At 53.3% G+C, this 23,456-nt stretch carries 22 protein-coding genes; 6 read left to right on the top strand and 16 right to left on the bottom strand.

The window, feature by feature from the left end; all coding sequences use genetic code 11:
* Positions 1 to 24: 24 nt before the first annotated feature.
* The 15 genes from rnhB to rpsB form a co-directional block, all read right to left on the bottom strand.
* The gene (gene rnhB / locus APT89_RS19740; protein ID WP_028015588.1) at positions 25 to 621 is read right to left on the bottom strand and encodes a ribonuclease HII; all 597 of its coding nucleotides are present in this window, start codon (positions 619 to 621) and stop codon (positions 25 to 27) included.
* Complete coding sequence (gene lpxB, locus APT89_RS19735) at positions 618 to 1,766, bottom strand: lipid-A-disaccharide synthase (RefSeq protein ID WP_041911188.1); 1,149 nt, start codon at positions 1,764 to 1,766, stop codon at positions 618 to 620. Before lpxB ends, rnhB begins: the two co-directional genes overlap by 4 nt.
* Complete coding sequence (lpxA, locus tag APT89_RS19730) at positions 1,766 to 2,554, bottom strand: acyl-ACP--UDP-N-acetylglucosamine O-acyltransferase (RefSeq protein WP_023310462.1); 789 nt, start codon at positions 2,552 to 2,554, stop codon at positions 1,766 to 1,768. The genes lpxB and lpxA overlap by 1 nt, the downstream gene beginning before the upstream one ends.
* A gap of 3 nt (positions 2,555 to 2,557) precedes the next feature.
* On the bottom strand, positions 2,558 to 3,013 hold the full coding sequence (gene fabZ, locus APT89_RS19725; RefSeq protein WP_010426706.1) for a 3-hydroxyacyl-ACP dehydratase FabZ: 456 nt from the start codon (positions 3,011 to 3,013) through the stop codon (positions 2,558 to 2,560).
* A 102-nt stretch (positions 3,014 to 3,115) separates the two neighbouring features.
* A complete protein-coding gene (gene lpxD, locus APT89_RS19720; RefSeq protein ID WP_045631179.1) occupies positions 3,116 to 4,141 on the bottom strand; it encodes a UDP-3-O-(3-hydroxymyristoyl)glucosamine N-acyltransferase in 1,026 nt (341 codons plus the stop codon).
* Between the two features lie 3 nt (positions 4,142 to 4,144).
* Entirely contained in the window at positions 4,145 to 4,639 is a 495-nt protein-coding gene (gene skp / locus APT89_RS19715; RefSeq protein ID WP_060573351.1) for a molecular chaperone Skp, read from the bottom strand.
* Between the two features lie 122 nt (positions 4,640 to 4,761).
* Positions 4,762 to 7,179: an outer membrane protein assembly factor BamA gene (gene bamA, locus APT89_RS19710; RefSeq protein WP_028015584.1), complete on the bottom strand. Its 2,418-nt coding sequence runs from the start codon at positions 7,177 to 7,179 to the stop codon at positions 4,762 to 4,764.
* 31 nt (positions 7,180 to 7,210) lie between these two features.
* Positions 7,211 to 8,563, bottom strand: a complete 1,353-nt coding sequence (gene rseP, locus APT89_RS19705; protein WP_041911192.1) for a sigma E protease regulator RseP — start codon at positions 8,561 to 8,563, stop codon at positions 7,211 to 7,213.
* 11 nt (positions 8,564 to 8,574) lie between these two features.
* Complete coding sequence (cdsA, locus tag APT89_RS19700; protein WP_045631181.1) at positions 8,575 to 9,432, bottom strand: phosphatidate cytidylyltransferase; 858 nt, start codon at positions 9,430 to 9,432, stop codon at positions 8,575 to 8,577.
* A gap of 12 nt (positions 9,433 to 9,444) precedes the next feature.
* Positions 9,445 to 10,203 (bottom strand): (2E,6E)-farnesyl-diphosphate-specific ditrans,polycis-undecaprenyl-diphosphate synthase, encoded by a 759-nt coding sequence (ispU, locus tag APT89_RS19695; protein ID WP_028015581.1) that lies wholly within the window; start codon positions 10,201 to 10,203, stop codon positions 9,445 to 9,447.
* A gap of 185 nt (positions 10,204 to 10,388) precedes the next feature.
* The gene (ispC, locus tag APT89_RS19690) at positions 10,389 to 11,588 is read right to left on the bottom strand and encodes a 1-deoxy-D-xylulose-5-phosphate reductoisomerase (protein WP_041911195.1); all 1,200 of its coding nucleotides are present in this window, start codon (positions 11,586 to 11,588) and stop codon (positions 10,389 to 10,391) included.
* 95 nt (positions 11,589 to 11,683) lie between these two features.
* Positions 11,684 to 12,241 (bottom strand): ribosome recycling factor, encoded by a 558-nt coding sequence (gene frr / locus APT89_RS19685; RefSeq protein WP_003856180.1) that lies wholly within the window; start codon positions 12,239 to 12,241, stop codon positions 11,684 to 11,686.
* Between the two features lie 167 nt (positions 12,242 to 12,408).
* Complete coding sequence (pyrH, locus tag APT89_RS19680; protein ID WP_008501910.1) at positions 12,409 to 13,134, bottom strand: UMP kinase; 726 nt, start codon at positions 13,132 to 13,134, stop codon at positions 12,409 to 12,411.
* Positions 13,135 to 13,284: 150 nt separating this feature from the next.
* Entirely contained in the window at positions 13,285 to 14,136 is an 852-nt protein-coding gene (gene tsf / locus APT89_RS19675) for a translation elongation factor Ts (protein ID WP_060573349.1), read from the bottom strand.
* A 117-nt stretch (positions 14,137 to 14,253) separates the two neighbouring features.
* Positions 14,254 to 14,979: a 30S ribosomal protein S2 gene (gene rpsB, locus APT89_RS19670; protein ID WP_003856207.1), complete on the bottom strand. Its 726-nt coding sequence runs from the start codon at positions 14,977 to 14,979 to the stop codon at positions 14,254 to 14,256.
* 322 nt (positions 14,980 to 15,301) lie between these two features.
* Here rpsB and map point away from each other — a divergent pair, with 322 nt between their 5' ends.
* From map to dapD, 3 genes are all read left to right on the top strand, one after another.
* Positions 15,302 to 16,096: a type I methionyl aminopeptidase gene (gene map / locus APT89_RS19665; protein ID WP_028015578.1), complete on the top strand. Its 795-nt coding sequence runs from the start codon at positions 15,302 to 15,304 to the stop codon at positions 16,094 to 16,096.
* Between the two features lie 62 nt (positions 16,097 to 16,158).
* Positions 16,159 to 18,834 carry a bifunctional uridylyltransferase/uridylyl-removing protein GlnD gene (gene glnD, locus APT89_RS19660; RefSeq protein WP_008501914.1) on the top strand — a complete coding sequence of 892 codons (2,676 nt, stop codon included), beginning with the start codon at positions 16,159 to 16,161 and terminating at the stop codon, positions 18,832 to 18,834.
* A gap of 32 nt (positions 18,835 to 18,866) precedes the next feature.
* Positions 18,867 to 19,691 carry a 2,3,4,5-tetrahydropyridine-2,6-dicarboxylate N-succinyltransferase gene (gene dapD, locus APT89_RS19655; protein ID WP_008501915.1) on the top strand — a complete coding sequence of 275 codons (825 nt, stop codon included), beginning with the start codon at positions 18,867 to 18,869 and terminating at the stop codon, positions 19,689 to 19,691.
* On the opposite strand, the gene APT89_RS19650 is transcribed toward dapD, so the two are convergent.
* A complete protein-coding gene (locus tag APT89_RS19650) occupies positions 19,688 to 20,320 on the bottom strand; it encodes a DNA-binding protein (protein WP_041911197.1) in 633 nt (210 codons plus the stop codon). The genes dapD and APT89_RS19650 overlap by 4 nt on opposite strands.
* Before the next feature lie 251 nt (positions 20,321 to 20,571).
* Here APT89_RS19650 and APT89_RS19645 point away from each other — a divergent pair, with 251 nt between their 5' ends.
* The 3 genes from APT89_RS19645 (at position 20,572) to APT89_RS19635 (ending at position 23,400) form a co-directional block, all read left to right on the top strand.
* Positions 20,572 to 21,108 (top strand): hypothetical protein, encoded by a 537-nt coding sequence (locus tag APT89_RS19645; RefSeq protein ID WP_047363662.1) that lies wholly within the window; start codon positions 20,572 to 20,574, stop codon positions 21,106 to 21,108.
* Positions 21,109 to 21,117: 9 nt separating this feature from the next.
* Complete coding sequence (locus tag APT89_RS19640; RefSeq protein WP_131728600.1) at positions 21,118 to 22,800, top strand: hypothetical protein; 1,683 nt, start codon at positions 21,118 to 21,120, stop codon at positions 22,798 to 22,800.
* A gap of 213 nt (positions 22,801 to 23,013) precedes the next feature.
* Positions 23,014 to 23,400: a DUF3461 family protein gene (locus tag APT89_RS19635; protein ID WP_014168696.1), complete on the top strand. Its 387-nt coding sequence runs from the start codon at positions 23,014 to 23,016 to the stop codon at positions 23,398 to 23,400.
* The last annotated feature ends 56 nt before the right edge of the window (positions 23,401 to 23,456 follow it).

The following is a 23,456-nucleotide window of genomic DNA, read 5'->3' as shown; positions in this document are numbered from 1 at the left end:
TTACTTAATTGCTTGCGTCTTGATTCAGGACACCAGTCCCAGCGCGCGCTTCACCGGGCCAAAGCTGCGCCGATGATGTTCAGTTGCGCCATGTTCAGCCAGCTTTTCCAGATGGAAAGCCGTTGGATATCCCTTATGCTGGGCGAAACCATACGCGGGATAAGTGAGGTCCAGCGCGGCCATTTCGGCGTCGCGCGTCACTTTGGCAATAATAGACGCTGCACTGATCTCTGCGACGCGGCTGTCGCCTTTAACGACGGCCATCGAAGGCATCGGCAGCGCCGGGCAACGGTTACCGTCGATCAGCACATATTCAGGCACAACCTTCAGGCCAGCAACGGCTCGCTGCATTGCCAGCATCGTGGCGTGCAGAATATTCAGATCGTCGATTTCATTCGGCTCTGCGCGCCCGACGCTCCACGCCAGCGCCTTCTCTTTAATTTCATCGAACAGCGCCAGGCGGCGTTTCTCACTGAGTTTTTTTGAGTCGTTCAGACCCATAATCGGGCGCGTTGGATCGAGGATCACCGCCGCGGTCACCACGGCACCGACCAACGGGCCGCGCCCGACTTCATCCACTCCGGCAACGAGGTGCGTGTGGGGATAAGTAAATTCCATCATTTTGCTAACTCCAGCACTGCATCAGCCGCCTGCTCATCAGCATTACAGCGAATCTGCTGATGCAGTTCACGGAAAGTATCGTGCATCTGGTGGCTGGTCTTGCCGTTGGCCAGCAGCGGCAGCAGGGCATCCGCAAGCGCCTGCGGCTGGCACTCATCCTGCAACAGCTCTTTAACCAGCTCGCGCCCGGCAAGCAGGTTTGGCAGGGAGACATAATCCGTTTTCACCAGACGTTTTGCCAGCCAGAAGGTAAACGGCTTCATGCGATAACCGACCACCATCGGGCATTTCGCCAGCATACACTCCAGCGCTGCCGTGCCGGAAGCCAGCAGTGCGGCATCGCTTGCATACATGGCTTCCCGCCCTTTCCCGTCGAGAAGACGAACGTGAAGATCCGGGGCAACGTCGGCTTTGATACGCTCGAACTGCTCGCGGCGTTTGGCATTCACCAGCGGCACAACCACTTCAAGATCGGGCCAGGTCTGGCGAAGAATCTGCGCGGTCTTCAGGAAATCAGCGCTCAGCATCTCGACCTCTGCGCCACGGCTGCCCGGCAGCAACGCCAGACAGTGCACATCATGCGGGATACCCAGCACGTCTCGCGCCGCGTTTTTATCCGGATCCAGCGGCATCGCATCCGCCATGGTATGACCGATAAAACGGCACGGAACATTAAATCTGTCGTAAAACGCTTTTTCGAAAGGCAGGAAAGCCAGCACCAGATTGGTGGACCGTCCGATTTTGAAAACGCGTTTCTGTCGCCACGCCCAGACGGACGGACTGACATAGTGAATGGTTTTGATGCCCTGCTTTTTCAGATTACCTTCGAGGGTAATGTTGAAATCAGGTGCATCGATACCGACAAACACATCGGGTTTGAGTTCGGTAAAGCGGCGGGTGAGATCGGCACGAATATGCAGCAGGCGTCGCAGGCGCCCCAGCACCTCGACGATGCCCATCACGGCCAGCTCTTCCATTTCATACCAGGCTTCACAGCCTTCGGCCTGCATCAGCGGGCCAGCCACGCCAACAAAGCGAGCATTGGGTACGCGCGCCTTAAGCGCCCGGATGAGACCTGCACCAAGAATATCGCCGGAGGTTTCTCCGGCGACCAGGGCTATCGTAAGCGGACGACTGTCGACCATTAACGAATCAGACCCCTCGTGGAACGGTCAAAGAACTCCATGAACGCGTTCACTTCAGGATGCTTATTCGCCAGCTCGGCAATTTCCGGCTTCGCCTCTTCCAGCGTTTTACCGCTACGGTACAGCAGTTTGTACGCGTTGCGGATAGCAGTAATCGCTTCGCGGCTAAAGCCACGACGCTTGAGGCCTTCGATGTTCACGCCAAACGGCGTGGCATGGTTGCCCTGCGCAATCACATACGGCGGGACGTCCTGCGCCACACCGGAGCATCCGCCGACCATCACGTGTGCACCAATGATGCAGAACTGATGGACTGCGGTCATGCCGCCAATAATTGCGAAGTCATCAACCGATACGTGTCCTGCCAGCGTTGCGTTGTTGGCAAGAATACAGCGATCGCCCACGGTACAGTCGTGCGCAATGTGCGCATTCACCATGAACAAGTTGTCGCTGCCCACCTTCGTCAACCCACCACCCTGCACTGTTCCACGATGAATGGTGACGCTTTCGCGAATACGGTTACGATCGCCAATTTCCAGACGGGTCGACTCACCAGCATATTTCAGATCCTGGTTAACTTCGCCGATGGAAGCGAACTGATAGATCTCGTTATTGCAGCCAATGGTCGTGTGACCATTCACGACAACGTGAGATTTCAGTACTGTACCCTCACCAATTTCGACATGGGGTCCAACAATACAGAACGGGCCAATGTGGACGTTTGCGCCAATGATGGCACCCGTTTCCACAATAGCGGTAGGATGAATAAAGGCGGATTTATCAATCACGTATCAGGACTCCCGGCTACGAGCACACATCATCGTCGCTTCGCAAACAACTTTGCCGTCAACCAGCGCTACGCCTTTGAAGCGAGTCAGGCCACGACGCGTTTTTTCAAAAGTGACTTCCATGATCATCTGATCACCAGGCACGACAGGACGCTTGAAGCGCGCTTCATCAATACCTGCGAAGTAATACAGTTCACCCGGCTCCAGCTTACCGACGCTTTTAAACGCCAGAATACCGGTAGCCTGAGCCATCGCTTCCAGAATCAACACACCCGGGAAGATAGGCTTACCCGGGAAGTGTCCCTGGAAGAACGGCTCGTTCACGGAAACATTTTTCACTGCGCGCAGAAAACGACCTTCTTCAAAATCCAGCACACGGTCTACCAACAAAAACGGGTAGCGGTGCGGCAGAAGTTCTAAAATCTCTTCAATATGCAGAGTATGAGTGTCAGTAGTCAAAATACTCTTCCTGTCAAAATGTACTGATAACAATAATAACACGGCCTGCCGGTTTATTAGAAAGCCGACAGGCCGGGAAAGATAGCGTTAAACGGGTGACGTTTAGTCTTGTTGATCGATCTTACGCTCAAGAGACTTGAGTCGCTTGTTCATATCATCAATGTTCATCACCAGAGCTGCTGTTTTACGCCATACCTTGTTGGGTTGCAGCGGAATACCGGAGGAATAGACGCCAGGTTCAGTGATAGGACGCATTACCATGCCCATGCCCGTCACCGTCACCTTGTCGCATATTTCCATATGGCCATTAATCACGCTCGCGCCGCCAATCATGCAGTAACGACCAATTTTCAGGCTGCCCGCCATGATGACGCCCCCCGCAACCGCGGTATTGTCGCCAATCACAACGTTATGCGCAATCTGGCACTGGTTATCGATGATAACACCATTGCCAATAATCGTGTCGTCGAGTGCACCACGATCGATCGTGGTACAGGCTCCGATCTCCACGCGATCGCCAATAATAACGCGACCAAGCTGCGGGATCTTAACCCAGTTACCGCGATCGTTCGCGTAACCAAAGCCATCAGAACCAATCACGGTACTGGACTGGACGAGGCAATTTTCGCCGATTTCAACTTCATGATAAACGGACACATTGGCCCATAAACGGGTGCCAGCGCCGATTTTCGTATTTTTCCCAACGAAGCATCCAGGGCCAATGACGACGTTATCGCCCAGCTCAACGCCAGATTCAATAACCGCATTCGCGCCAACGGCCACGTTGTTACCCAGCTTAGCCGTCGGATCAATCGCTGCACTGGCAGCAATGTTCTGCGCCGGCTGCGGCGTGGTATCAAGAATTTGAGCCATGCGTGCATACGTCAGGTAGGGATTTTTCACTACCAGCGCGCTTCCAGTGGCAAAAGGAAGATCGTCCTGCGTCAGAACAACAGCTGACGCCTGGCATTGAGCCAGTTGTTCACGGTACTTAGGGCTTACCATGAAGGTAATCGTGCCAGCTTTAGCAGATTGCATGGACGCAACAGCGGTGATGACGATATCGCCATCACCGTGTAATTCTGCATCCAACTGCTGAGCTAAATCAGCCAGTCGAATTGAAGGCATTACTTATTTAACCTGTTTCAGAACATCAGCGGTGATGTCTTTAACATCGCTGCTGTTGAAAGCAACGGCGTTCGCATCAACAACCAGATCGATGCTCTGATCGGCAGCAACTGCTTTAACAGCAGTCTGAATGCGAGTCACCAGCTTGCCACGCTCTTCGTTAGAACGACGCTGACGATCCTGCTCGAAAGCCTGCGCTTTCTGGGAGAAGGTCTGGCGCTGAGCCATAACGTCTTTTTCCAGTTTGCTGCGATCGCTTGCTTTCATGGTAGAACCATCACGCTGCAGACGCTGCATTTTGGACTGAAGATCGCCTTCCATACGCTGCAGTTCGCTCGCACGGCCTTTGAATTCGTTTTCCAGAGTCGTAGAAACACCTGTTTTCTGAGCGACTTGCTGGAACAAATTACCCATGTTGACGATTGCGATTTTGTCTGCTGCCTGAGCAGAAGTTGCCATCGCTAAACCGAGACCTGCAGCTAATAACCACTTTTTCACAATTAACTCCTTACCATCCCATTGGCACCAGAAGGTACCGTTCTTTGCGTGGCAAGGCGACCGTTTTACCGATCGCCGGTTGTCAGCGCTACACTGCCAACGCATTCCATTGCAGCGAATTATTACCAGGTTTTACCAATGTTAAACTGGAATTGCTCCGCTTTGTCTCCATCGTATTTCTTAAACGGCTGGGCGTAGGAGAAGACCAACGGCCCCAGCGGTGACATCCATTGTAATGCGATACCGGCAGACATGCGAATATTGCCCGGATCGCTATAGTCTGGAACGCCAGCCGCGCGCATCTGGGCAGTATTCTCCCAGTTGGTATCCCACACCGTACCCGCATCCCAGAAGAAGGACGTACGTACGGAGTTCGCGTATTTATCACTGATAAATGGCGTTGGGGTGATGAACTCCAGGCTGGCCACGGCCATGGCGTTACCGCCTACCGCATCATCAGAGCTACATACTTGTTTTGGATCACGGCTTGCGCAGTTATCTTCATCATTACCGCCGTAATAAACCGCTTTCGGACCAATGTTGTTAGACTGGAAGCCACGCACGGTGCTTGAACCACCCGCGTAGAAGTTCTCATAGAACGGCAACTCTTTACTGCCGATACCGTCACCATAGCCCCAACGGGTACGACCCAGCACCACCCACTTGTGATCGTCATCAATCGGGAAGTAGGACGCGGTATCCAGCGTCACCTTGTAGAACTCGTTATCGGAACCAGGAATGGTCACCTTACCGTTCAGGTTGACGCGAGAGCCTTCCGTTGGGAAGAAACCGCGGTCAAGACGGTTGTAGGTCCAGCCATAGTTGAAGGTGAAGTCATCTGCAGCAAAACCGTTGTCATCGCTGGAGGTACTCGCCGACTGGCCGATGGAATCCAGATAACGCCACATCGCCACCTGCGGCTGCATGTTGGACAGGTCGTTATGCACGTAACCTAAGCCCGCTCGCAGGGTGTTGTATTCGTTAACCGGGAAGCCAAGCGTTCCGTCCACACCGTAACTTTTGTTGGTGTAGGAAGACAGATCTGCATCATCCGCTTTAAAGTCGTTATAGAAGATACGACCGCCCAGGCTCACACCGTCAACGGTGAAGTATGGGTTGGTAACGGAGAACTCAGAGTAGGTCTGGTAGTCGTTTTTGGTACCGTTAATACCAACAGAGTAACCCGTACCCAGCCAGTTATCCTGCTGGACGCCTACCTGGAAACTCACGCCGCTTTCCGTGCCGTAGCCCACGCCGAAGTTAAAGCTACCGGTGTTACGCTCTTTCACTTTATAAACGACATCAACCTGATCCGGGCTGCCCGGTACACGCTGAGTTTCAGTATCTACGGTTTCAAAATAGCCCAGACGGTTCAGACGCTCTTTACCCTGGTCGACCAGGTCGCTGCCCAGCCAAGCCCCTTCCATCTGACGCATTTCACGACGCAGAACGGAGTCTTTAGAGGTGTCATTACCGACGAAGCGGATCTTACGCACGTAGAAACGGTTACCCGCATCAACGTTAACGTGCAGCTTAACGGTTTTATCCGCATCGTTGATTTCCGGCTGAGTTTGTACGCGCGGATAGGCATAACCATAGCGGCCGAGCAGCTTCTTAATGCTGTCTTCCATTTTGGTGACTTTGGATCCGCTGTACAGATCGCCCGGCTGAATTTTGGTCAGCGATTCGATCTCAGCAGAATGCCCCGCCAGGTTACCACTCACTTCAACACCAGAAAGCTTGTACTGATCGCCTTCAGTAATGTTAACCGTAATGTAGATACCTTTCTTGTCCGGAGTCAGACTGACCTGAGTCGAGTCGATGTTGAAGCGGGCATAACCGCGATCCAGATAGTAGCTGCGCAGGGTTTCAAGGTCGCCCGCCAGCTTCTGTTTCTGGTATTTACGATCGCCAACCACGTTCCACCACGGCACTTCATCGCGCAGCTGGAAGGTCGAGATCAGTTCGTCGGTGCTGAACGCGTGGTTACCCACGATGTTGATCTGCTGGATCTTCGCAGAAACACCTTCCTGGAAGACCAGCTTCAGGTCAACACGGTTACGCGGGAGCGGAGTGACAACCGCTTTCACGCTGGCGCTGTATTTACCGACGCTGTAGTAGAAGTCTTCCAGACCTTTTTCAATGTCTGAAAGGGTTGTGCGGTCCAGAGATTCACCCACACGAACACCCGATGCTTCAAGGTTTTGCTTGAGCATGTCATCTTTCACCGACTTGTTGCCGGAGAAAGTGATACTGGCGATCGTTGGACGTTCTTTTACCTGTACCAGCAGCGTATCACCATCGCGCAGGACGCGGACGTCCTCGAAGTTGCCGGTGGCAAACAGAGCACGGATGGTGTTACTGATATCTTCATCATTAACCGTATCGCCGGGGCGCACAGGCATACTGAGGAGGGCCGCACCAACGGCGACACGCTGAAGGCCTTCGAAATGAATATCTTTCACTACGAACCCGTCAGCACCGTATACGGTGGCGCTGCTAAACAGCAGCGACGCTATGAGCAACTTTTTCATCGCCATCGTTATTATGCGTTCTTCCTAACTAACTCTCTTACAACCGAGAGAAATCATTGAAAAGTGCAAGCCCCATTAACAGCACCAGCAAAATCGAGCCAATGCGATAACTAAAGTCTTGAACTCGCTCGGATACCGGCCCGCCTTTTAGCTTTTCAATCGCTAAAAACAGCAGATGACCCCCGTCTAAAACGGGAAGCGGGAACAGGTTGATAATCCCAAGGTTCACGCTAATAAGCGCGAGGAACATGAGATAGTAAATCACCCCGAACTCCGCTGACATCCCAGCCCCCTGAGCAATCGAGATTGGCCCACTGAGGTTGTTCAGTTTCACATCACCGGTTATCAATTTCCCCAACATGTTGACCGTCAGCTTCATCAGTTGCCATGTTTTATCCGTGGCTTCAAGAATGGCGCTGAACGGCCCATACTGGCGTATTGTCTTGTACTCATCTGGCAGCGGGATCACTTTTGGCACAACGCCTGCAAACCCTTCTGCCTTTTTGCCGACCGACTTCGTATCCGGGATCAGCGTCAGCGAAAGCGGACTGCCTTGCCTTTCAACTTCCAGCGCGAGGGACGTCCCCGGATTATCGCGCACCAGAGTAACAAAGGTCATCCACTCTGTTAATGGTTGACCATCGACTTTAACGATCCTGTCGCCAGCTTGCAAACCCGCTTTGCTCGCCGCCGAATTTGCCTGTACTTCGGCTAATACCGGCTCAATCTGCGCGCCGCGGGGACGAATGCCCAGCGCAGCGACGGGATCCTCTTTGTCTGGCTCGAAACGCCAGTGGCGTAAATCCAGTACTTTGTCCTGACGCGCGTCTGACCCAAATGGCGAAACGCTGATAGTTGTCTGCGGATCGCCAATTTTGGCTACCAGCTGCAGTCGCACGGCATCCCAATCAGGGGTTTCGATGCCATCAATCGCTTTAAGTTCCATCCCGGAGGTAATTTGCGCACTCGCCGCGATGGAGTCAGGGGCAATATCCCCCACTACCGGACGGACGCCAGGGACGCCGATGATAAACACCAGCCAGTAAGCGAAAATCGCAAAGATGAAGTTGGCTACCGGTCCGGCAGCGATGATGGCGGCGCGTTGTCCAACGGTTTTGTTGTTAAACGCACTGTGTCGCAGTTCGGGAGCGACAGGCTCAACACGTTCGTCGAGCATTTTGACGTAGCCGCCAAGCGGGATAAGGGCGATGACAAATTCCGTGCCGTGACGGTCGGTGCGCGTCCAGAGTGATTTGCCAAAACCAATGGAGAATCGCTCTACCCGCACACCACAACGGCGAGCAACCCAGAAATGGCCAAATTCATGCACGGTAATCAGTACACCCAGTGCAACAATGAACGCCGCCAGATTCCAGAGAATGCTCAGCATAAAACCTTCCGTTAAATCGTCCCGAATACCAGTAAAAGCAGGCAAGCAAATACTGGAACAGCCGCTGTCAGGCTGTCAATGCGATCCAGTATACCGCCATGCCCTGGAATAAGATGTCCGCTGTCCTTAATCCCTGCTTCACGCTTAAACATACTTTCGGTTAAATCACCGAGCACTGAGGCAAGTGCAGCAAAAATCGAGCACACCAGCAGTATTGACGGTGCCACGGCCAGATCTGCCCAGACGCCATAGCCCCAGGAGATGATCGCTGCCGTAAACAAGCCGCCGATGAAGCCTTGCCAGGTTTTCCCCGGCGAAACTTTTGGTGCCAGCTTATGTTTGCCAAACAGTTTACCAAACATATAGGCCCCGGAGTCAGCCCCCCAGACGAGAATCATCACATAAAGCAGCCAGATCGCACCGCTGTAGTGGTTTTCGTCATAATGCCAGGCGCGCAGCGCGACCATGCCCCAGAAAAACGGAACAATGGTGAGCAAACCAAAAATCAGTCGCAGCACTTTTGAATGACGCCAGATTGCGGCCGAACCTGGATAAAAAAGCACCAGTAATAGCGCAACAACCCACCAGGCCAACGACATCCACAAGGAGCCGGCAACCAGCGGTTGATGAATATCATGGTGATATTCAGGCAACATAAACAGCATTATGGCCAGGATAAAGCCACAGAGTACCGCAAGCCATACTCGCTGGCTGCGCGAGGTAAAGCCGCTAAACTGTCCCCATTCCCACGCGGCAAGCATGCACACTACCAGCGTGACAATGGCGAATCCCACCGGGGGCAGCAAAAACAGCGCCGCAATGACAATGGGTATTAAAACAAAAGCGGAAATCAGGCGATACTTCAGCAAAAGCTACCCCCATCAGGCTTTGTCGCCACCTGGCTCGGTGCCGCCGAAACGACGCTCTCGATTGGCAAAGGCATGCAGCGCACCTTCAAAGTCTTGTTCATCAAAATCGGGCCAGAGAACATCTGTAAAGTAAAGTTCAGCATAGGCAATTTGCCATATCAGAAAGTTACTTATGCGATGTTCCCCCCCTGTCCTAATTACCAAATCCACAGGTGCCAGTTCATTCATGCAGATTTGCTTGCTCAGCGCCTCTTCATCAATCTGGTCGGGTCTCAACAGCCCTTCCTGAACCTGTTCGGCCAGATGCCGAACGCCCTGGATAATATCCCAGCGTCCACCGTAATTCGCCGCAACGTTGAGCGTCAGACCGGTATTATTTTCCGTCAGCGCTTCTGCTTTACGAATCCGCTCCTGCAAACGTGAGTTAAAACGACTGGTATCGCCAATGATGCGCAGGCGAACGTTGTGGCGGTGCAGGCTTTTTACTTCGCTGTCTAGCGCCCACACGAACAATTCCATCAACGCAGTCACTTCCTGCGGAGGTCGATTCCAGTTTTCACTGCTAAAAGCATAGAGCGTTAACGCATCAATGCCGTTATTGGCGGCAAAAGAGACGGCGCGGCGAACAGATTTCGCTCCCGCTTTATGCCCAAAGGCTCGTATTTTCCCTTGTCTTTTCGCCCAGCGCCCGTTGCCATCCATAATGATTGCTACATGACGGCAGCCATGAGCTGGCAAGTTTTCGCTTATTGGTTGATTCGCAGACAACATAACGCGTTTTTTGTCCCTGAAAGGATTTAACGGTACTCAGGAATACTTAAGCCTGTACATAAAAAAGCCGTGTCAAACCACGGCTTACCTGACCACATAAAGTCAAATTCCTGCGATCAGGTGGCGCAGACTATATCACTGAAGCCCAACGCTAACAAATAGCACGACCACTAGTGCTTGCTTTATCACCAGCTTGCGAGACGTGTCACCTGTTTACGCGCAATATCACGAGCAGCTGTATCCACCGCCAGTACCTCTTCCACGCTTTGTGGCTCACGCAAATCCATCATTTCCAGTACCGATAAATTTAAGGACGCGATATCGGTAAAACGGATCTGCTGATTCAGAAATGCGTCAACGGTAATTTCATTGGCTGCATTCAGTGCCGTCGTCGCCGCCTGCCCCTGGTCAAAGGCGTTCATTGCAAGCTTCAGACAAGGATAACGATCGTAGTCTGGTTCACTGAACGTCAGAGAACTGAGCTTACAGAAATCAAGCGGCTTCACGCCGGATTTCACCCGGTTCGGCCATGCCATTGAATGGGCAATAGGCGTACGCATATCCGGCTCGCCGAGCTGTGCCAGCACGCTGCCATCCTGATAGCGCACCATCGAGTGAATCACCGACTGCGGGTGGATCAGTACTTCCATCTGTTTCGCCGACGCATTAAACAGCCAGCGCGCTTCAATGTATTCCAGACCTTTGTTCATCATGGTGGCAGAATCCACGGAGATTTTACGCCCCATTGACCAGTTCGGATGACGGCACGCCTGATCTGGCGTCATTGCGCGCAGTTCAGAGAGTGGCGTTTCACGGAACGGGCCACCAGACCCGGTAAGCAGAATCGACACAACGCCATTCTGCTCCAGGTCAGCGTACCCCAGGTTCTGTTGAAAAGGTTGCGGTAAACTCTGAAAAATGGCGTTATGCTCGCTGTCGACCGGTAAAAGACGCGCCCCGCGCTGTTTTACCGCGTCCATGAACAGACGTCCACAGGTCACCAGCGACTCTTTATTGGCGAGCAAAACATCTTTACCGGCATCGATCGCAGCAAGTGTCGGCAGCAGCCCGGCTGCGCCGACAATGGCCGCCATAACCTGGTCAACCTCATCCAGCGCCGCCATCTCGCAGGCCGCCTGCTGGCCACTCAACACCTCGGTTCGGCTGCCCTTCTCACGCAGTTGGGCTTTTAGCAGGCGCGCGCTCTCTTCGTCATCCATCACCGCATAGCGGGGCATAAACTCCAGGCACTGCTCGACCATACGCTGCACATTCTTACCGGCCACCAGCGCTGTCACGGTGTAAAGTTCAGGATTATGGCGGACGACGTCGAGAGTACTGCAACCGATGGAGCCGGTTGAGCCGAGGAGTGTTAAATGCTTCATGAGATGCCCGAAAAAAGTTAGACCAGATAAAAGCAAAACGCCGCCAGCAAGACCCGAAGTCCCTCTGAACGGCGTTTATCAGTGTACGACAGAAATCAGAACTGCATCAGTTCCGCTTCTTTTTCTGCCAGCGCCGCATCAATTTTCTTGATGGCAGCGTCGGTCATTTTCTGAATGTCGTCCTGAGAACGACGATCGTCATCTTCGCTGATCTCTTTTTCTTTCAGCAGTGCTTTCACTTTATCGTTCGCATCGCGACGCACGTTACGCACGGAAACACGACCCTGCTCAGCTTCACCGCGAACCACTTTGATGAGATCTTTACGACGCTCTTCCGTCAGCGGAGGCAGCGGAACGCGGATGTCAGCACCCGCTGAGCTTGGGTTCAGACCCAGGTCAGACGCCATGATCGCTTTCTCAACGGCCGGGCTCATAGAGCGATCGAAGACGTTGATTTTCAGCGTACGGGTATCTTCAACCGTCACGCTCGCGAGCTGACGCAGAGGGGTTGGCGTACCGTAGTATTCTACGATGATGCCATCCAGCAGGCTTGGGGAAGCACGGCCAGTACGGATTTTGCTGATTTGGTTTTTGAACGCTTCTACGCATTTGTCCATGCGTACTTCAGCATCTTTTCTGATGTCGTTAATCACGTTACGAATCCTTGAAAACTTGTCTCAGGCAGACTATCCGCCAGCACAGCGCTACAGGTGTGCTAAGTATAGTCGCGTTTAATTCATGACAACGCCAAAGGCGCGTCCAGGTAAGATACCACTACAAAGTAAAGCGGAATCTTACCTGTATTTATCGTCGACGGAAATTATTCCGTGATCAAAGTGCCTTCTTTTTCGCCCATGACCACGCGACGCAGTGCGCCAGGCTTGTTCATGTTGAAGACACGGATCGGCAGTTTGTGGTCGCGAGCCAGCGTGAAGGCGGCAAGATCCATCACTTTCAGCTCTTTATCCAGCACTTCGCTGTAGCTCAGCTGATCGTACATGGTCGCAGAAGGATCTTTTGCCGGGTCGGCAGTAAACACGCCGTCTACTTTGGTCGCTTTCAGCACCACGTCGGCTTCAATTTCGATACCGCGCAGGCAGGCAGCGGAATCGGTGGTAAAGAACGGGTTACCCGTACCGGCGGAGAGGATCACCACGCGGTTGTTGCGCAGCAGGCTGATGGCCTCTGCCCAGCTGTAATTATCGCATACGCCATTCAGGGGAATCGCGGACATCAGGCGGGCATTCACGTAGGCGCGATGGAGCGCATCACGCATTGCCAAGCCATTCATCACGGTTGCCAGCATACCCATGTGGTCGCCCACAACGCGGTTCATCCCCGCTTTCGCCAGACCAGCACCACGGAAAAGGTTGCCACCGCCAATGACCACGCCAACCTGGATACCCAGTTCGACCAGTTCTTTGATTTCCTGTGCCATGCGATCAAGGATGCTTGCGTCAATACCGAAGCCTTCCGATCCCTGCAGCGCTTCGCCACTCAGCTTAAGCAGAATGCGTTTGTACACGGGTTTTGCATTGGTAGCCATGTTTCTTTCCTGAGACTGTCAACGATTAAGATGGGAGTTAATTCTGGCGACATAATATGCCGCAAATCAGCACGGGGATACTGGAGCCTGTCTGATTTCCTGTGACGGGTGACAAAAAGAAGCCGCCCTCAGGCGGCTCCTTTTCAATCATTAAGACTGCTTGGACATTGCAGCAACTTCTGCTGCGAAGTCAGTCTCAACTTTCTCGATGCCTTCGCCCACTTCGAAGCGGAGGAAGCCAGTTACGTCAGCGTTGTGCTCTTTCAGCAGCTGAGCAACAGACTTGCTTGGATCCATAACGAAAGGCTGGCCAGTCAGAGAAACTTCGCCGGTGAATTTCTTCATGCGGCCTTCAACCATTTTCTCTGCGATTTCTTTTGGCTTACCAGACTGCATCGCGATGTCCAGCTGAACCTGGTACTCTTTTTCTACCACTTCAGCAGACACGTCTTCTGGCTTAACGAATTCTGGTTTGCTTGCAGCGATGTGCATTGCCAGCTGTTTAACCAGCTCTTCGTCAGCGCCTTTAGCCGCAACCAGAACACCGATACGCGCGCCGTGCTGGTAAGAACCCAGTACTTCGCCTTCCAGGGAAGATACGCGACGGATGTTAATGTTCTCACCGATTTTAGCAACCAGCGCAACACGTTCTTCTTCGAACTGTGCTTTCAGAACTTCAACGTCAGTGATTTTGCCAGCAACAGCTGCGTCCAGAACTTTGTTCGCAAATGCCTGGAAACCGCCATCTTTAGCAACGAAGTCAGTCTGGCAGTTAACTTCCAGAATGATGCCGTAGGTGCCGTCGATTTTAGTGATGATCACGCCGTCAGCAGCAACGTTGCCTGCTTTCTTAGCTGCTTTGATCGCACCGGATTTACGCATGTTTTCGATTGCCAGCTCGATGTCGCCGTTCGCTTCAGTCAGCGCTTTTTTGCAATCCATCATGCCTGCGCCAGTACGCTCGCGCAGCTCTTTTACCAGGGATGCGGTAATTTCAGCCATTCTTAAATCCTCGGGAGATGTGAACTGCCCGGCCGGAGGCCAAACAGTGTAAATTGAAAAAAGGGGCCGATAATGGGCCCCTATTCATACACGGTACTAATAAGGGGTAAAACCTTATTATTCAGCTTCTACGAAGCTTTCTTCCGCCTGAGAAGCCAGATCCTGGGAACGGCCTTCACGAACGGTAGCAGCTACAGCGCTCAGGTACAGGCTAACAGCACGGATTGCGTCGTCGTTACCCGGGATAACGAAGTCAACACCGTCCGGATCGGAGTTAGTATCAACGATAGCGAATACCGGGATACCCAGGTTGTTAGCTTCTTTGATAGCGATGTGCTCGTGGTCTGCATCGATTACGAACAGCGCGTCTGGCAGGCCGCCCATATCTTTGATACCGCCCAGGCTGTTTTCCAGCTTGTCCAGTTCACGAGTGCGCATCAGCGCTTCTTTCTTAGTCAGCTTGTCGAAAGTACCGTCCTGAGACTGGGTTTCCAGATCTTTCAGGCGCTTGATGGACTGACGAACAGTTTTCCAGTTGGTCAGCATGCCGCCCAACCAGCGATGGTTCACGAAGAACTGGTCGCAGCTGTTAGCAGCATCTTTCACAGCTTCGCTTGCAGCGCGCTTAGTACCAACGAACAGAATCTTACCTTTACGGGAAGAGATCTTGTTCAGCTCAGCCAGGGCTTCGTTGAACATTGGTACAGTTTTCTCAAGGTTGATGATGTGTACTTTGTTACGCGCGCCGAAGATGAAAGGCTTCATTTTCGGGTTCCAGTAACGGGTCTGGTGACCAAAGTGAACACCAGCCTTGAGCATGTCGCGCATGGAAACAGTTGCCATGTTTTAAAACCTCTATATTGAAAGTTGGGGTTATGCCTCCACGTATCCCATATTACCGACCCCGAAGGGCACCCCGGAATATGTGCCGATACGTGTGTGTTGTTACACAAAGTGAGATTTGTCGCTTCCGTCCAGCCTGTGTATCTGAGATGGATCGGAAGTCCGGCGCGCTTTATACCACAAAACACGACCAGAAACCAACAGTTGTTGGCGGAGTGTGCTGTTAATGATTCTCAATTTGGCACGGGGCGTGCCTGACTGATACCATTGACGACACTTAGACTAGTATTGTCGAAAAAATCGACACCGATGGACAGATTACATGGCTATCTCTATTAAGACACCTGAAGAAATTGAAAAGATGCGCGTCGCCGGTCGTCTGGCCGCGGAAGTGCTGGAAATGATCGAGCCGTTCGTGAAGCCGGGCGTCAGCACCGGCGAACTGGATCGCATCTGTAATGACTATATCGTTAACGAGCAGCACGCGGTTTCCGCCTGTCTCGGCTACCACGGCTTCCCGAAATCCGTCTGCATCTCTATTAATGAAGTGGTTTGCCACGGTATTCCGGACGACGAAAAACTGCTGAAAGATGGCGATATCGTCAACATCGACGTGACCGTCATTAAAGACGAGTACCACGGTGACACATCGAAGATGTTCATCGTTGGTAAACCAACGATTCTGGGCGAGCGTCTGTGCAAAGTGACGCAAGAGAGCCTGTACCTGGCGCTGAAAATGGTTAAGCCGGGCATCCGCCTGCGCACTCTCGGTGCCGCAATTCAGAAATTCGTGGAAGCGGAAGGTTTCTCCGTGGTGCGCGAATACTGCGGTCACGGCATTGGCCGCGTCTTCCATGAAGAGCCGCAGGTTCTGCACTATGATGCCGATGACGGCGGCGTGGTGCTGCAAAAAGGGATGACCTTCACCATCGAACCGATGGTCAACGCCGGTGACTACCGCATTCGCACCATGAAAGACGGCTGGACGGTGAAAACCAAAGACAGAAGCTTGTCTGCCCAGTACGAGCATACTATTGTGGTAACGGACAACGGCTGCGAAATTATGACGTTGCGCAAGGATGACACCATCCCGGCGATACTGACGAACATTGAGTGATAAGAAGCCGGCAAATGCCGGCTTTTTTAATGGCGATAGCTTTTTCTTATGGGTGGCGCACGATGAGTAATCTATTACCCGAACAGTATGCTAACACAGCACTTCCCACCCTCCCCGACCAGCCCGATAACCCGGGCGTCTGGCCGCCGCACGAGCTGACCTGCGCGCACATAAAAGCCCATATGGATGTTTTCCACCGCTGGCTGGGCAGCGCGTTCGACGCGGGCGTCTCTGCCGAGCAGCTCATCGAAGCGCGCACCGAATTTATCGACCAGCTCCTGCAACGTCTGTGGATCGACTACGGTTTCGGGCAGGTGAGCGACGTCGCGCTGGTTGCCGTGGGGGGCTATGGCCGCGGGGAGCTGCATCCGCTTTCCGATATCGACCTGCTGATCCTGAGCCGCAAAAAGCTGCCGGACGAACAGGCGCAGAAAATAGGCGAGCTGCTGACTCTGCTGTGGGACGTCAAGCTTGAAGTGGGCCACAGCGTGCGCACCCTGGAAGAGTGTCTGCTGGAGGGGCTCTCGGACCTGACCGTCGCCACCAACCTGATTGAAACCCGCCTGCTGATTGGCGATGTCGCGCTGTTCCTGGAGCTGCAAAAGCATATTTTCAGCGACGGCTTCTGGCCATCTGAGAAATTCTTCGCCGCCAAGGTCGAGGAGCAAAACCAGCGCCACCAGCGCTACCACGGCACCAGCTATAATCTTGAACCCGATATTAAAAGCAGCCCCGGCGGCCTGCGCGACATTCACACGTTACAGTGGGTCGCCCGTCGTCACTTTGGCGCCACCTCGATGGACGAGATGGTCGGCTTTGGCTTCCTGACCGAGGCAGAGCGTAACGAGCTAAACGAGTGTCTGCATCTGCTGTGGCGCATCCGTTTTGCCCTGCATCTGGAAGTTACCCGCTACGATAACCGCCTGCTGTTTGACCGTCAGCTCAGCGTAGCGCAGCGGCTGAACTATCAGGGCGAAGGCAACGAGCCGGTTGAGCAGATGATGAAGGATTTCTTCCGCGTCACCCGCCGGGTCACCGAGCTGAACCAGATGCTGTTGCAGCTGTTCGACGAGGCCATTCTGGCCCTGACTGCCGACGAAAAGCCGCGCCCGATTGACGACGAATTCCAGCTGCGCGGCACGCTTATCGATCTGCGCGACGAAACGCTGTTTATCCGCGAGCCGGAAGCGATCCTGCGGATGTTCTACACCATGGTGCGCAACAGCACCATCACCGGGATCTACTCCACCACCCTGCGCCATCTGCGCCACGCGCGCCGCCATCTGACGCAGCCTTTGTGTTACATCCCGGAAGCGCGCTCACTGTTCCTGAGCATGCTCCGCCATCCGGGTGCCGTCAGCCGCGGGCTGCTGCCGATGCACCGCCACAGCGTGCTGTGGGCCTATATGCCGCAGTGGTCGCACATCGTTGGGCAGATGCAGTTCGATCTGTTCCACGCCTACACGGTGGATGAACACACCATCCGCGTGATGCTCAAGCTGGAAAGCTTTGCCAAAGAAGAGACGCGCTCCCGCCACCCGCTGTGCGTGGAGCTGTGGCCGCGCCTGACCCATCCGGAACTGATCCTGATTGCCGCCCTGTTCCACGACATCGCCAAGGGCCGCGGCGGCGATCACTCGGTGCTGGGCGCGCAGGACGTGCTGAAATTTGCCGAACTGCACGGTCTCAACTCGCGCGAAACGCAGCTGGTCGCCTGGCTGGTGCGCCATCACCTGCTGATGTCGGTCACAGCCCAGCGTCGCGATATTCAGGACCCTGAGGTTATTAAGCAGTTCGCCGAAGAAGTTCAAACGGAAAACCGTCTGCGCTATCTGGTCTGCCTGACGGTGGCCGATATTTGCGCCACTAACGAGACCCTGTGGAACAGCTGGAAGCAGAGCCTGCTGCGCGAGCTGTACTTCGCCACCGAAAAACAGCTGCGACGCGGGATGCAAAACACCCCGGACATGCGCGAGCGCGTGCGTCATCACCAGCTGCAGGCGCTGGCGCTGCTGCGGATGGATAACATTGATGAAGAAGCGCTGCATCAGATTTGGGCCCGCTGCCGTGCCAACTATTTTGTGCGCCACAGCCCAAACCAGCTTGCCTGGCACGCGCGGCACCTGCTGAAGCACGATCTGTCTCAACCGATGATCCTGCTGAGCCCGCAGGCCACGCGCGGCGGAACGGAGATATTCATCTGGAGCCCGGACCGGCCTTATCTGTTTGCTGCCGTCTGCGCCGAGCTGGACAGGCGTAACCTGAGCGTTCACGACGCGCAGATTTTTACCACCCGCGACGGCATGGCGATGGATACCTTTATTGTGCTGGAGCCGGACGGCAGCCCGCTGTCCTCGGACAGGCATGAAGGGATACGCTTCGGTCTGGAGCAGGCGATCACGCAGCGCAGCTGGCAGCCACCGCAGCCGCGCCGTCAGCCGGCGAAACTGCGTCATTTTACTGTCGATACCGAGGTCAACTTCCTGCCGACCCACACCGACCGTAAATCGTTCCTGGAGCTGATCGCGCTCGACCAGCCAGGGCTGCTCGCCCGGGTCGGCCAGGTTTTTGCCGATCTGGGAATTTCGCTCCATGGGGCCCGAATTACAACCATTGGCGAGCGAGTAGAAGATTTATTTATAATCGCCACCGCAGACCGGCGTGCCCTTAATAATGACCTGCAGCTTGAAGTGCAACAACGGTTGACAGCAGCCCTCAATCCAAACGATAAAGGGTGACGTGTTTTTTAGTGAAATGGAAAGAGTAAACAATGCAGCAGTTACAGAACGTTATTGAGTCCGCTTTTGAGCGTCGCGCCGAGATCACCCCGGCAAATGTGGATACCGTGACCCGTGAAGCGGTAAACCAGGTTATTTCCCTGCTGGATTCCGGCGCCCTGCGCGTGGCAGAAAAAATCGACGGTCAGTGGGTCACTCATCAATGGCTGAAGAAGGCCGTGCTGCTCTCTTTCCGCATCAACGATAACCAGGTTATCGACGGAGCAGAAAGCCGCTACTTCGATAAAGTGCCAATGAAATTCGCGGATTACGACGAAGCGCGTTTCCAGAAAGAAGGCTTTCGCGTAGTCCCACCAGCGGCAGTTCGTCAGGGCGCATTCATCGCACGTAATACCGTGCTGATGCCATCCTATGTGAACATCGGTGCGTACGTTGACGAAGGCACCATGGTCGATACCTGGGCAACCGTCGGTTCCTGCGCGCAGATCGGTAAAAACGTTCACCTGTCCGGCGGCGTCGGCATCGGTGGCGTTCTGGAGCCACTGCAGGCTAACCCGACCATCATCGAAGACAACTGCTTCATCGGCGCGCGTTCAGAAGTGGTTGAAGGCGTGATCGTGGAAGAAGGCTCCGTGATCTCCATGGGCGTTTACATCGGCCAGAGCACCCGCATTTACGATCGCGAAACCGGCGAAGTGCACTACGGTCGCGTTCCGGCGGGCTCAGTGGTCGTTTCCGGTAACCTGCCGTCAAAAGACGGTAAATACAGCCTTTACTGTGCCGTTATCGTGAAGAAAGTGGATGCGAAAACCCGCGGTAAAGTGGGCATCAACGAACTGCTGCGCACCATCGACTAATCCCCGACGCGTTGATAAACCGGGACGCGCCTGTGCGTCCCGGTATAATCATCAAAAACGTCCGTTTCCGCAGTCGCGATTGCCATTCCCTTTTTTCTCAATCCTGCGATATCCGCCGCCATACGCTGGCTCCCCAGCCAGAAAAGCCCGTCGAGAGCCGTCACGGCCAGACCCGACTCCAGCGCCAGCTTCAGTCGCTCACGCGGCGCTTTTACCTCTTTGGCGATCTGCCGGAAGGGCTCTGCAGTAAGCCCGGTGGGATCGATCCGCCGAATGCGGGTGCTCATGCGGTACTGAAAAGCCTCAGGAATCGCATTGAGATCGGCTTTCAGGCTGTAGACGCAGCCAAAGCGCTTGCCGTTAAAGATGACGTTCTTCTGGCTTAGCTGAAACTCATCGCGCAGCCCGGCGATAAGCTGAGGGGCGCGGGTCAGCACCAGCCGGAACGGCAGTTCGAAGCTGGTGACATAATCCACGTTCAGTAAGGCAATACGTAAACGCTCTTCCGCACCCGCCTTTAGCTGGCGGCACTCTGCGGCAACTTCTGCCCACTGGTGCGTGAGCCTTGGGCTCTCATCTGCGGCGCCAAAGCTGTATTTTTCGATCTGATAATCAATGCGTCCTGACATGTCATTATCCCCGCGGGCTACGCTTTTGTGCGATAACTTTGCCTCATTTCCCCGCTTTTGAATACCCGTCTCGCTCGCCTTTTCTCAGCTGAAGTAACAATGATGAATCTCTTTACAAGCAAGTTCACCTCGTTACTTAATGCAAATTTTTTCTTTTAAAACATAGGTTTGTTGAAAAACAGGATTAACGATATTATTCGTGAACAGCAAAAAATAATCTGGCCTTGCGGGCAATAAACGGGAATCGTGCAATGAGTCATTACGGCAAAATAATTGGTGCGGGGATCGCAGGTCTGGTCACTCTGGCCGGGACGTATTTATGGGGAAAAAATAACGGCAAAGACGAAGGGATTGCCGAAGGGCAGCAGATCGCAAAAGCTGAATACGCCGAAAAGATCAAAAAACTCCAGACTGAACTGGCGGACAAGATGCGCGATATCAGTAAACGGGATGACTTTATCCTCGCGGCATATGCGCTGGGGACATGCTGCATCAAGGCTAATGGCAAGACCCCAGCGGAAAATATTGCCCTGCTGGATGATGCAGTGTCTGGTCTTGTTCCGCGGGAAAAGTTACCTCAAGCCGTTCAGCAGAAGATCGTCGAGATGGTCGAAACACCGCCCAATCTGCCAACGGTTTGGTCACTTATAAATGAATATCAGCTTAACGATGCGAAAAGCCTGGAGAGGTTTAGCCTCATTGTTGGCATGATGGCAAGTCAGGATGAGCTAAGAACACAAAGCGAAAGTGATTTTATGGCCTCCTGGAACTTACTGGTTGCGGCCTGAGGACGACGGATGACAAATCTTAATGCACATCTCGCCAGAATGAAAAAGCTGCAACAGGTGCGGAATGCCCCTGCGCTAAAATCCGTGGCGACGGCGTCCGCCATCGAAGCTCATCTGACCGGAGAAGTCGATGCTGCATTTATAAAGGGGTGCGATACCGGCAGCATTTACCGCGAAGCGATCATGGGGGCCAACCTGGCGGTCAGCAACGACGACGTTATGGCCCGCCTGAACGTAATCTCAACGGGCAGCGCAATCGACAATATCCTCGAACCCGTGTTTCTCAGCCTGCTCGACGGCACAATGCGCGCCTGCAATATCGGCACCCGACAAGGTGTTACCCCGTCCCGCCTGTACCAGGAGTGCCGGGCGTTCAGTTACGAAGCGCCCGAAAGAAATGCCTTTATGCTGGATAGCTACAGCGAGCACTTGAACGAGCGTCAAAACATTGACCGTTTTTCTGAACAATCGTCGTTTAACGGCGGCGAAATGACGCGCAACAACGACTCTCTGAACATGCGCGATGGTGCAAAAATGAAGGCCCGTAAAGAGAACCATTTCTCCGGTAATCTGCGCGCTGAGGATGAATATGGTAACGGCACGATCTACCAGTACAAAAAACATGCGAAAAGCGAGGGAGAGCAGAAGCAGGCTGCCGAAGTCGATCATGTCGTCTCCTGCGCCGAAGTATGCAACAACCTCAAAAGCAACAAGGCTCTGAAGCTTGATGACATCAAAAATATTCTCAATATTGACGAAAATTATGCTGTTACCAGCATGCAAAACAACCGTGGCGAGAAAACCGGTAAGTTCGCTAAAACCCGCGAAGAACTCCAGCAGGAGATCGATCAGGGCTTTGTAGTTGTCAAAAAAGGGAAAAAAGATGTCGCGCATCCGCTGACAGAAGAGGAAATCAAAACGCGGCAGGTGATGGTCGAGAAAATGGACATCGCGCAGCAAACGATGGATACCAAAACCAATGAAACCGTATTTGATAATATCCGCAAGGATCGCGACGTCCAAAAAGTTCTGGCGAAAGATGCGGCCCAGGCATCAGGTCATCAGTCGCTGGGCGATCTCATTCTCTTCATTATCAAGCCTCTTTACTATGAGCTGCGCAGCTGTTTAACGCACGGTATTGAAGCTGGCGTAGGTGCGAGCGATTTTTCGCAGGCTCTGTCGATTCGTCTTGGTCGCATGAAAGATCACATTCTCAAAAACGCTGTCGTTTTATTAAAAGATGTTGCCGTCGGCTTTATTAAAAATTTCGTGTCGATGCTGCTGGAAGGGATTGTTAACTGCTTCGTTGGCGTGTTCAAAAACATCATGCGGATGGTAAAAGAAGGCTTTAAGGTCCTGATGCAGACGGTACCGATCCTCAGGGATAAACACAGCAGTATGGCCCAAAAAGGCGATGCCATTCTTAAGCTTGTAGCAGGTTCTCTTTCCGTCTTTGCGGCTATTGGCCTTGAGTCATGGCTCAGCGGCCTTGGTCTACCAGGACCGCTCCCCATTTTACTCTCATCGGTCCTGACCGCCGTGATTACGGCGCTGGTGATGTTCCTGCTGGATAAGCTCGATCTGTTCGGCGTCAATCAGGCAATCAAAAAACAGCGGATCGACGAACTGTTGGAACAGGAAATTAACACCACGGAAAGCGAAATGCTGGCCTCCATCGCCTTACTGCGCTAGCGCTCAGATCGTCAGGTTTTGGTATTAAATTGATTTCCACTTGACGTAGTCGTTAAAAACAACAATAAACGAGTTGGGGCAATGCACCTTCCCTGCCCGGTAATTTCAGTGAAATGTAATCAGGATCGACCCCGCTTTTTTTGTATATGAGGGTGGCAAAAAGGAATTTTTTCATTAATTATTCAAAGGTTATGTTGAGATAAGGGTACCGCTATGTACGATAATCTGAAAAGTCTGGGCATTACCAATCCTGATGAAATCGATCGTTACAGCCTTCGCCAGGAAGCCAACAACGACATTTTAAAAATCTATTTTCACAAGGATAAAGGAGAGTTTTTCGCCAAGAGCGTGAAGTTTAAATATCCACGCCAGCGTAAGACCGTCGTCGCTGACGGCGTAGGACAAGGGTACAAAGAGGTGCAGGAAATCAGCCCTAACCTGCGCTATGTGATCGATGAACTCGATCAGATTTGCCAGCGCGATCGCACTGAAGTCGATCTCAAACGTAAGATCCTCGACGATCTGCGTCACCTTGAAAGCGTAGTCACCAACAAGATCAGCGAGATTGAAGCGGATCTTGAGAAATTAACGCGGAAATAAAAGAAAAACGGCAATCCCTGATTGCCGTTTTTAGTGTTTGCGCCCTCTCCCCGTGG

Source organism: Enterobacter sp. 50588862 (assembly GCF_001462935.1).
Taxonomy (GTDB): domain Bacteria; phylum Pseudomonadota; class Gammaproteobacteria; order Enterobacterales; family Enterobacteriaceae; genus Enterobacter; species Enterobacter bugandensis.
The sequence above is the reverse complement of the archived record's forward strand: the minus strand, read 5'-3'. Positions and strand labels throughout refer to the sequence as shown.

Excerpts from the sequence above, each read along its gene's own strand:
- ispU (WP_028015581.1), bottom strand. The coding sequence starts at position 10,203 with ATGTTGTCTGCGAATCAACCAATAAGCGAAAACTTGCCAGCTCATGGC.
- rnhB (WP_028015588.1), bottom strand. The coding sequence starts at position 621 with ATGATGGAATTTACTTATCCCCACACGCACCTCGTTGCCGGAGTGGAT.
- dapD (WP_008501915.1), top strand. The coding sequence starts at position 18,867 with ATGCAGCAGTTACAGAACGTTATTGAGTCCGCTTTTGAGCGTCGCGCC.
- pyrH (WP_008501910.1), bottom strand. The coding sequence starts at position 13,134 with ATGGCTACCAATGCAAAACCCGTGTACAAACGCATTCTGCTTAAGCTG.
- APT89_RS19650 (WP_041911197.1), bottom strand. The coding sequence starts at position 20,320 with ATGTCAGGACGCATTGATTATCAGATCGAAAAATACAGCTTTGGCGCC.
- lpxD (WP_045631179.1), bottom strand. The coding sequence starts at position 4,141 with ATGCCTTCAATTCGACTGGCTGATTTAGCTCAGCAGTTGGATGCAGAA.
- ispC (WP_041911195.1), bottom strand. The coding sequence starts at position 11,588 with ATGAAGCATTTAACACTCCTCGGCTCAACCGGCTCCATCGGTTGCAGT.
- APT89_RS19645 (WP_047363662.1), top strand. The coding sequence starts at position 20,572 with ATGAGTCATTACGGCAAAATAATTGGTGCGGGGATCGCAGGTCTGGTC.
- tsf (WP_060573349.1), bottom strand. The coding sequence starts at position 14,136 with ATGGCTGAAATTACCGCATCCCTGGTAAAAGAGCTGCGCGAGCGTACT.
- rseP (WP_041911192.1), bottom strand. The coding sequence starts at position 8,563 with ATGCTGAGCATTCTCTGGAATCTGGCGGCGTTCATTGTTGCACTGGGT.
- glnD (WP_008501914.1), top strand. The coding sequence starts at position 16,159 with ATGAGTAATCTATTACCCGAACAGTATGCTAACACAGCACTTCCCACC.
- bamA (WP_028015584.1), bottom strand. The coding sequence starts at position 7,179 with ATGGCGATGAAAAAGTTGCTCATAGCGTCGCTGCTGTTTAGCAGCGCC.
- map (WP_028015578.1), top strand. The coding sequence starts at position 15,302 with ATGGCTATCTCTATTAAGACACCTGAAGAAATTGAAAAGATGCGCGTC.
- APT89_RS19635 (WP_014168696.1), top strand. The coding sequence starts at position 23,014 with ATGTACGATAATCTGAAAAGTCTGGGCATTACCAATCCTGATGAAATC.
- APT89_RS19640 (WP_131728600.1), top strand. The coding sequence starts at position 21,118 with ATGACAAATCTTAATGCACATCTCGCCAGAATGAAAAAGCTGCAACAG.
- rpsB (WP_003856207.1), bottom strand. The coding sequence starts at position 14,979 with ATGGCAACTGTTTCCATGCGCGACATGCTCAAGGCTGGTGTTCACTTT.
- lpxB (WP_041911188.1), bottom strand. The coding sequence starts at position 1,766 with ATGGTCGACAGTCGTCCGCTTACGATAGCCCTGGTCGCCGGAGAAACC.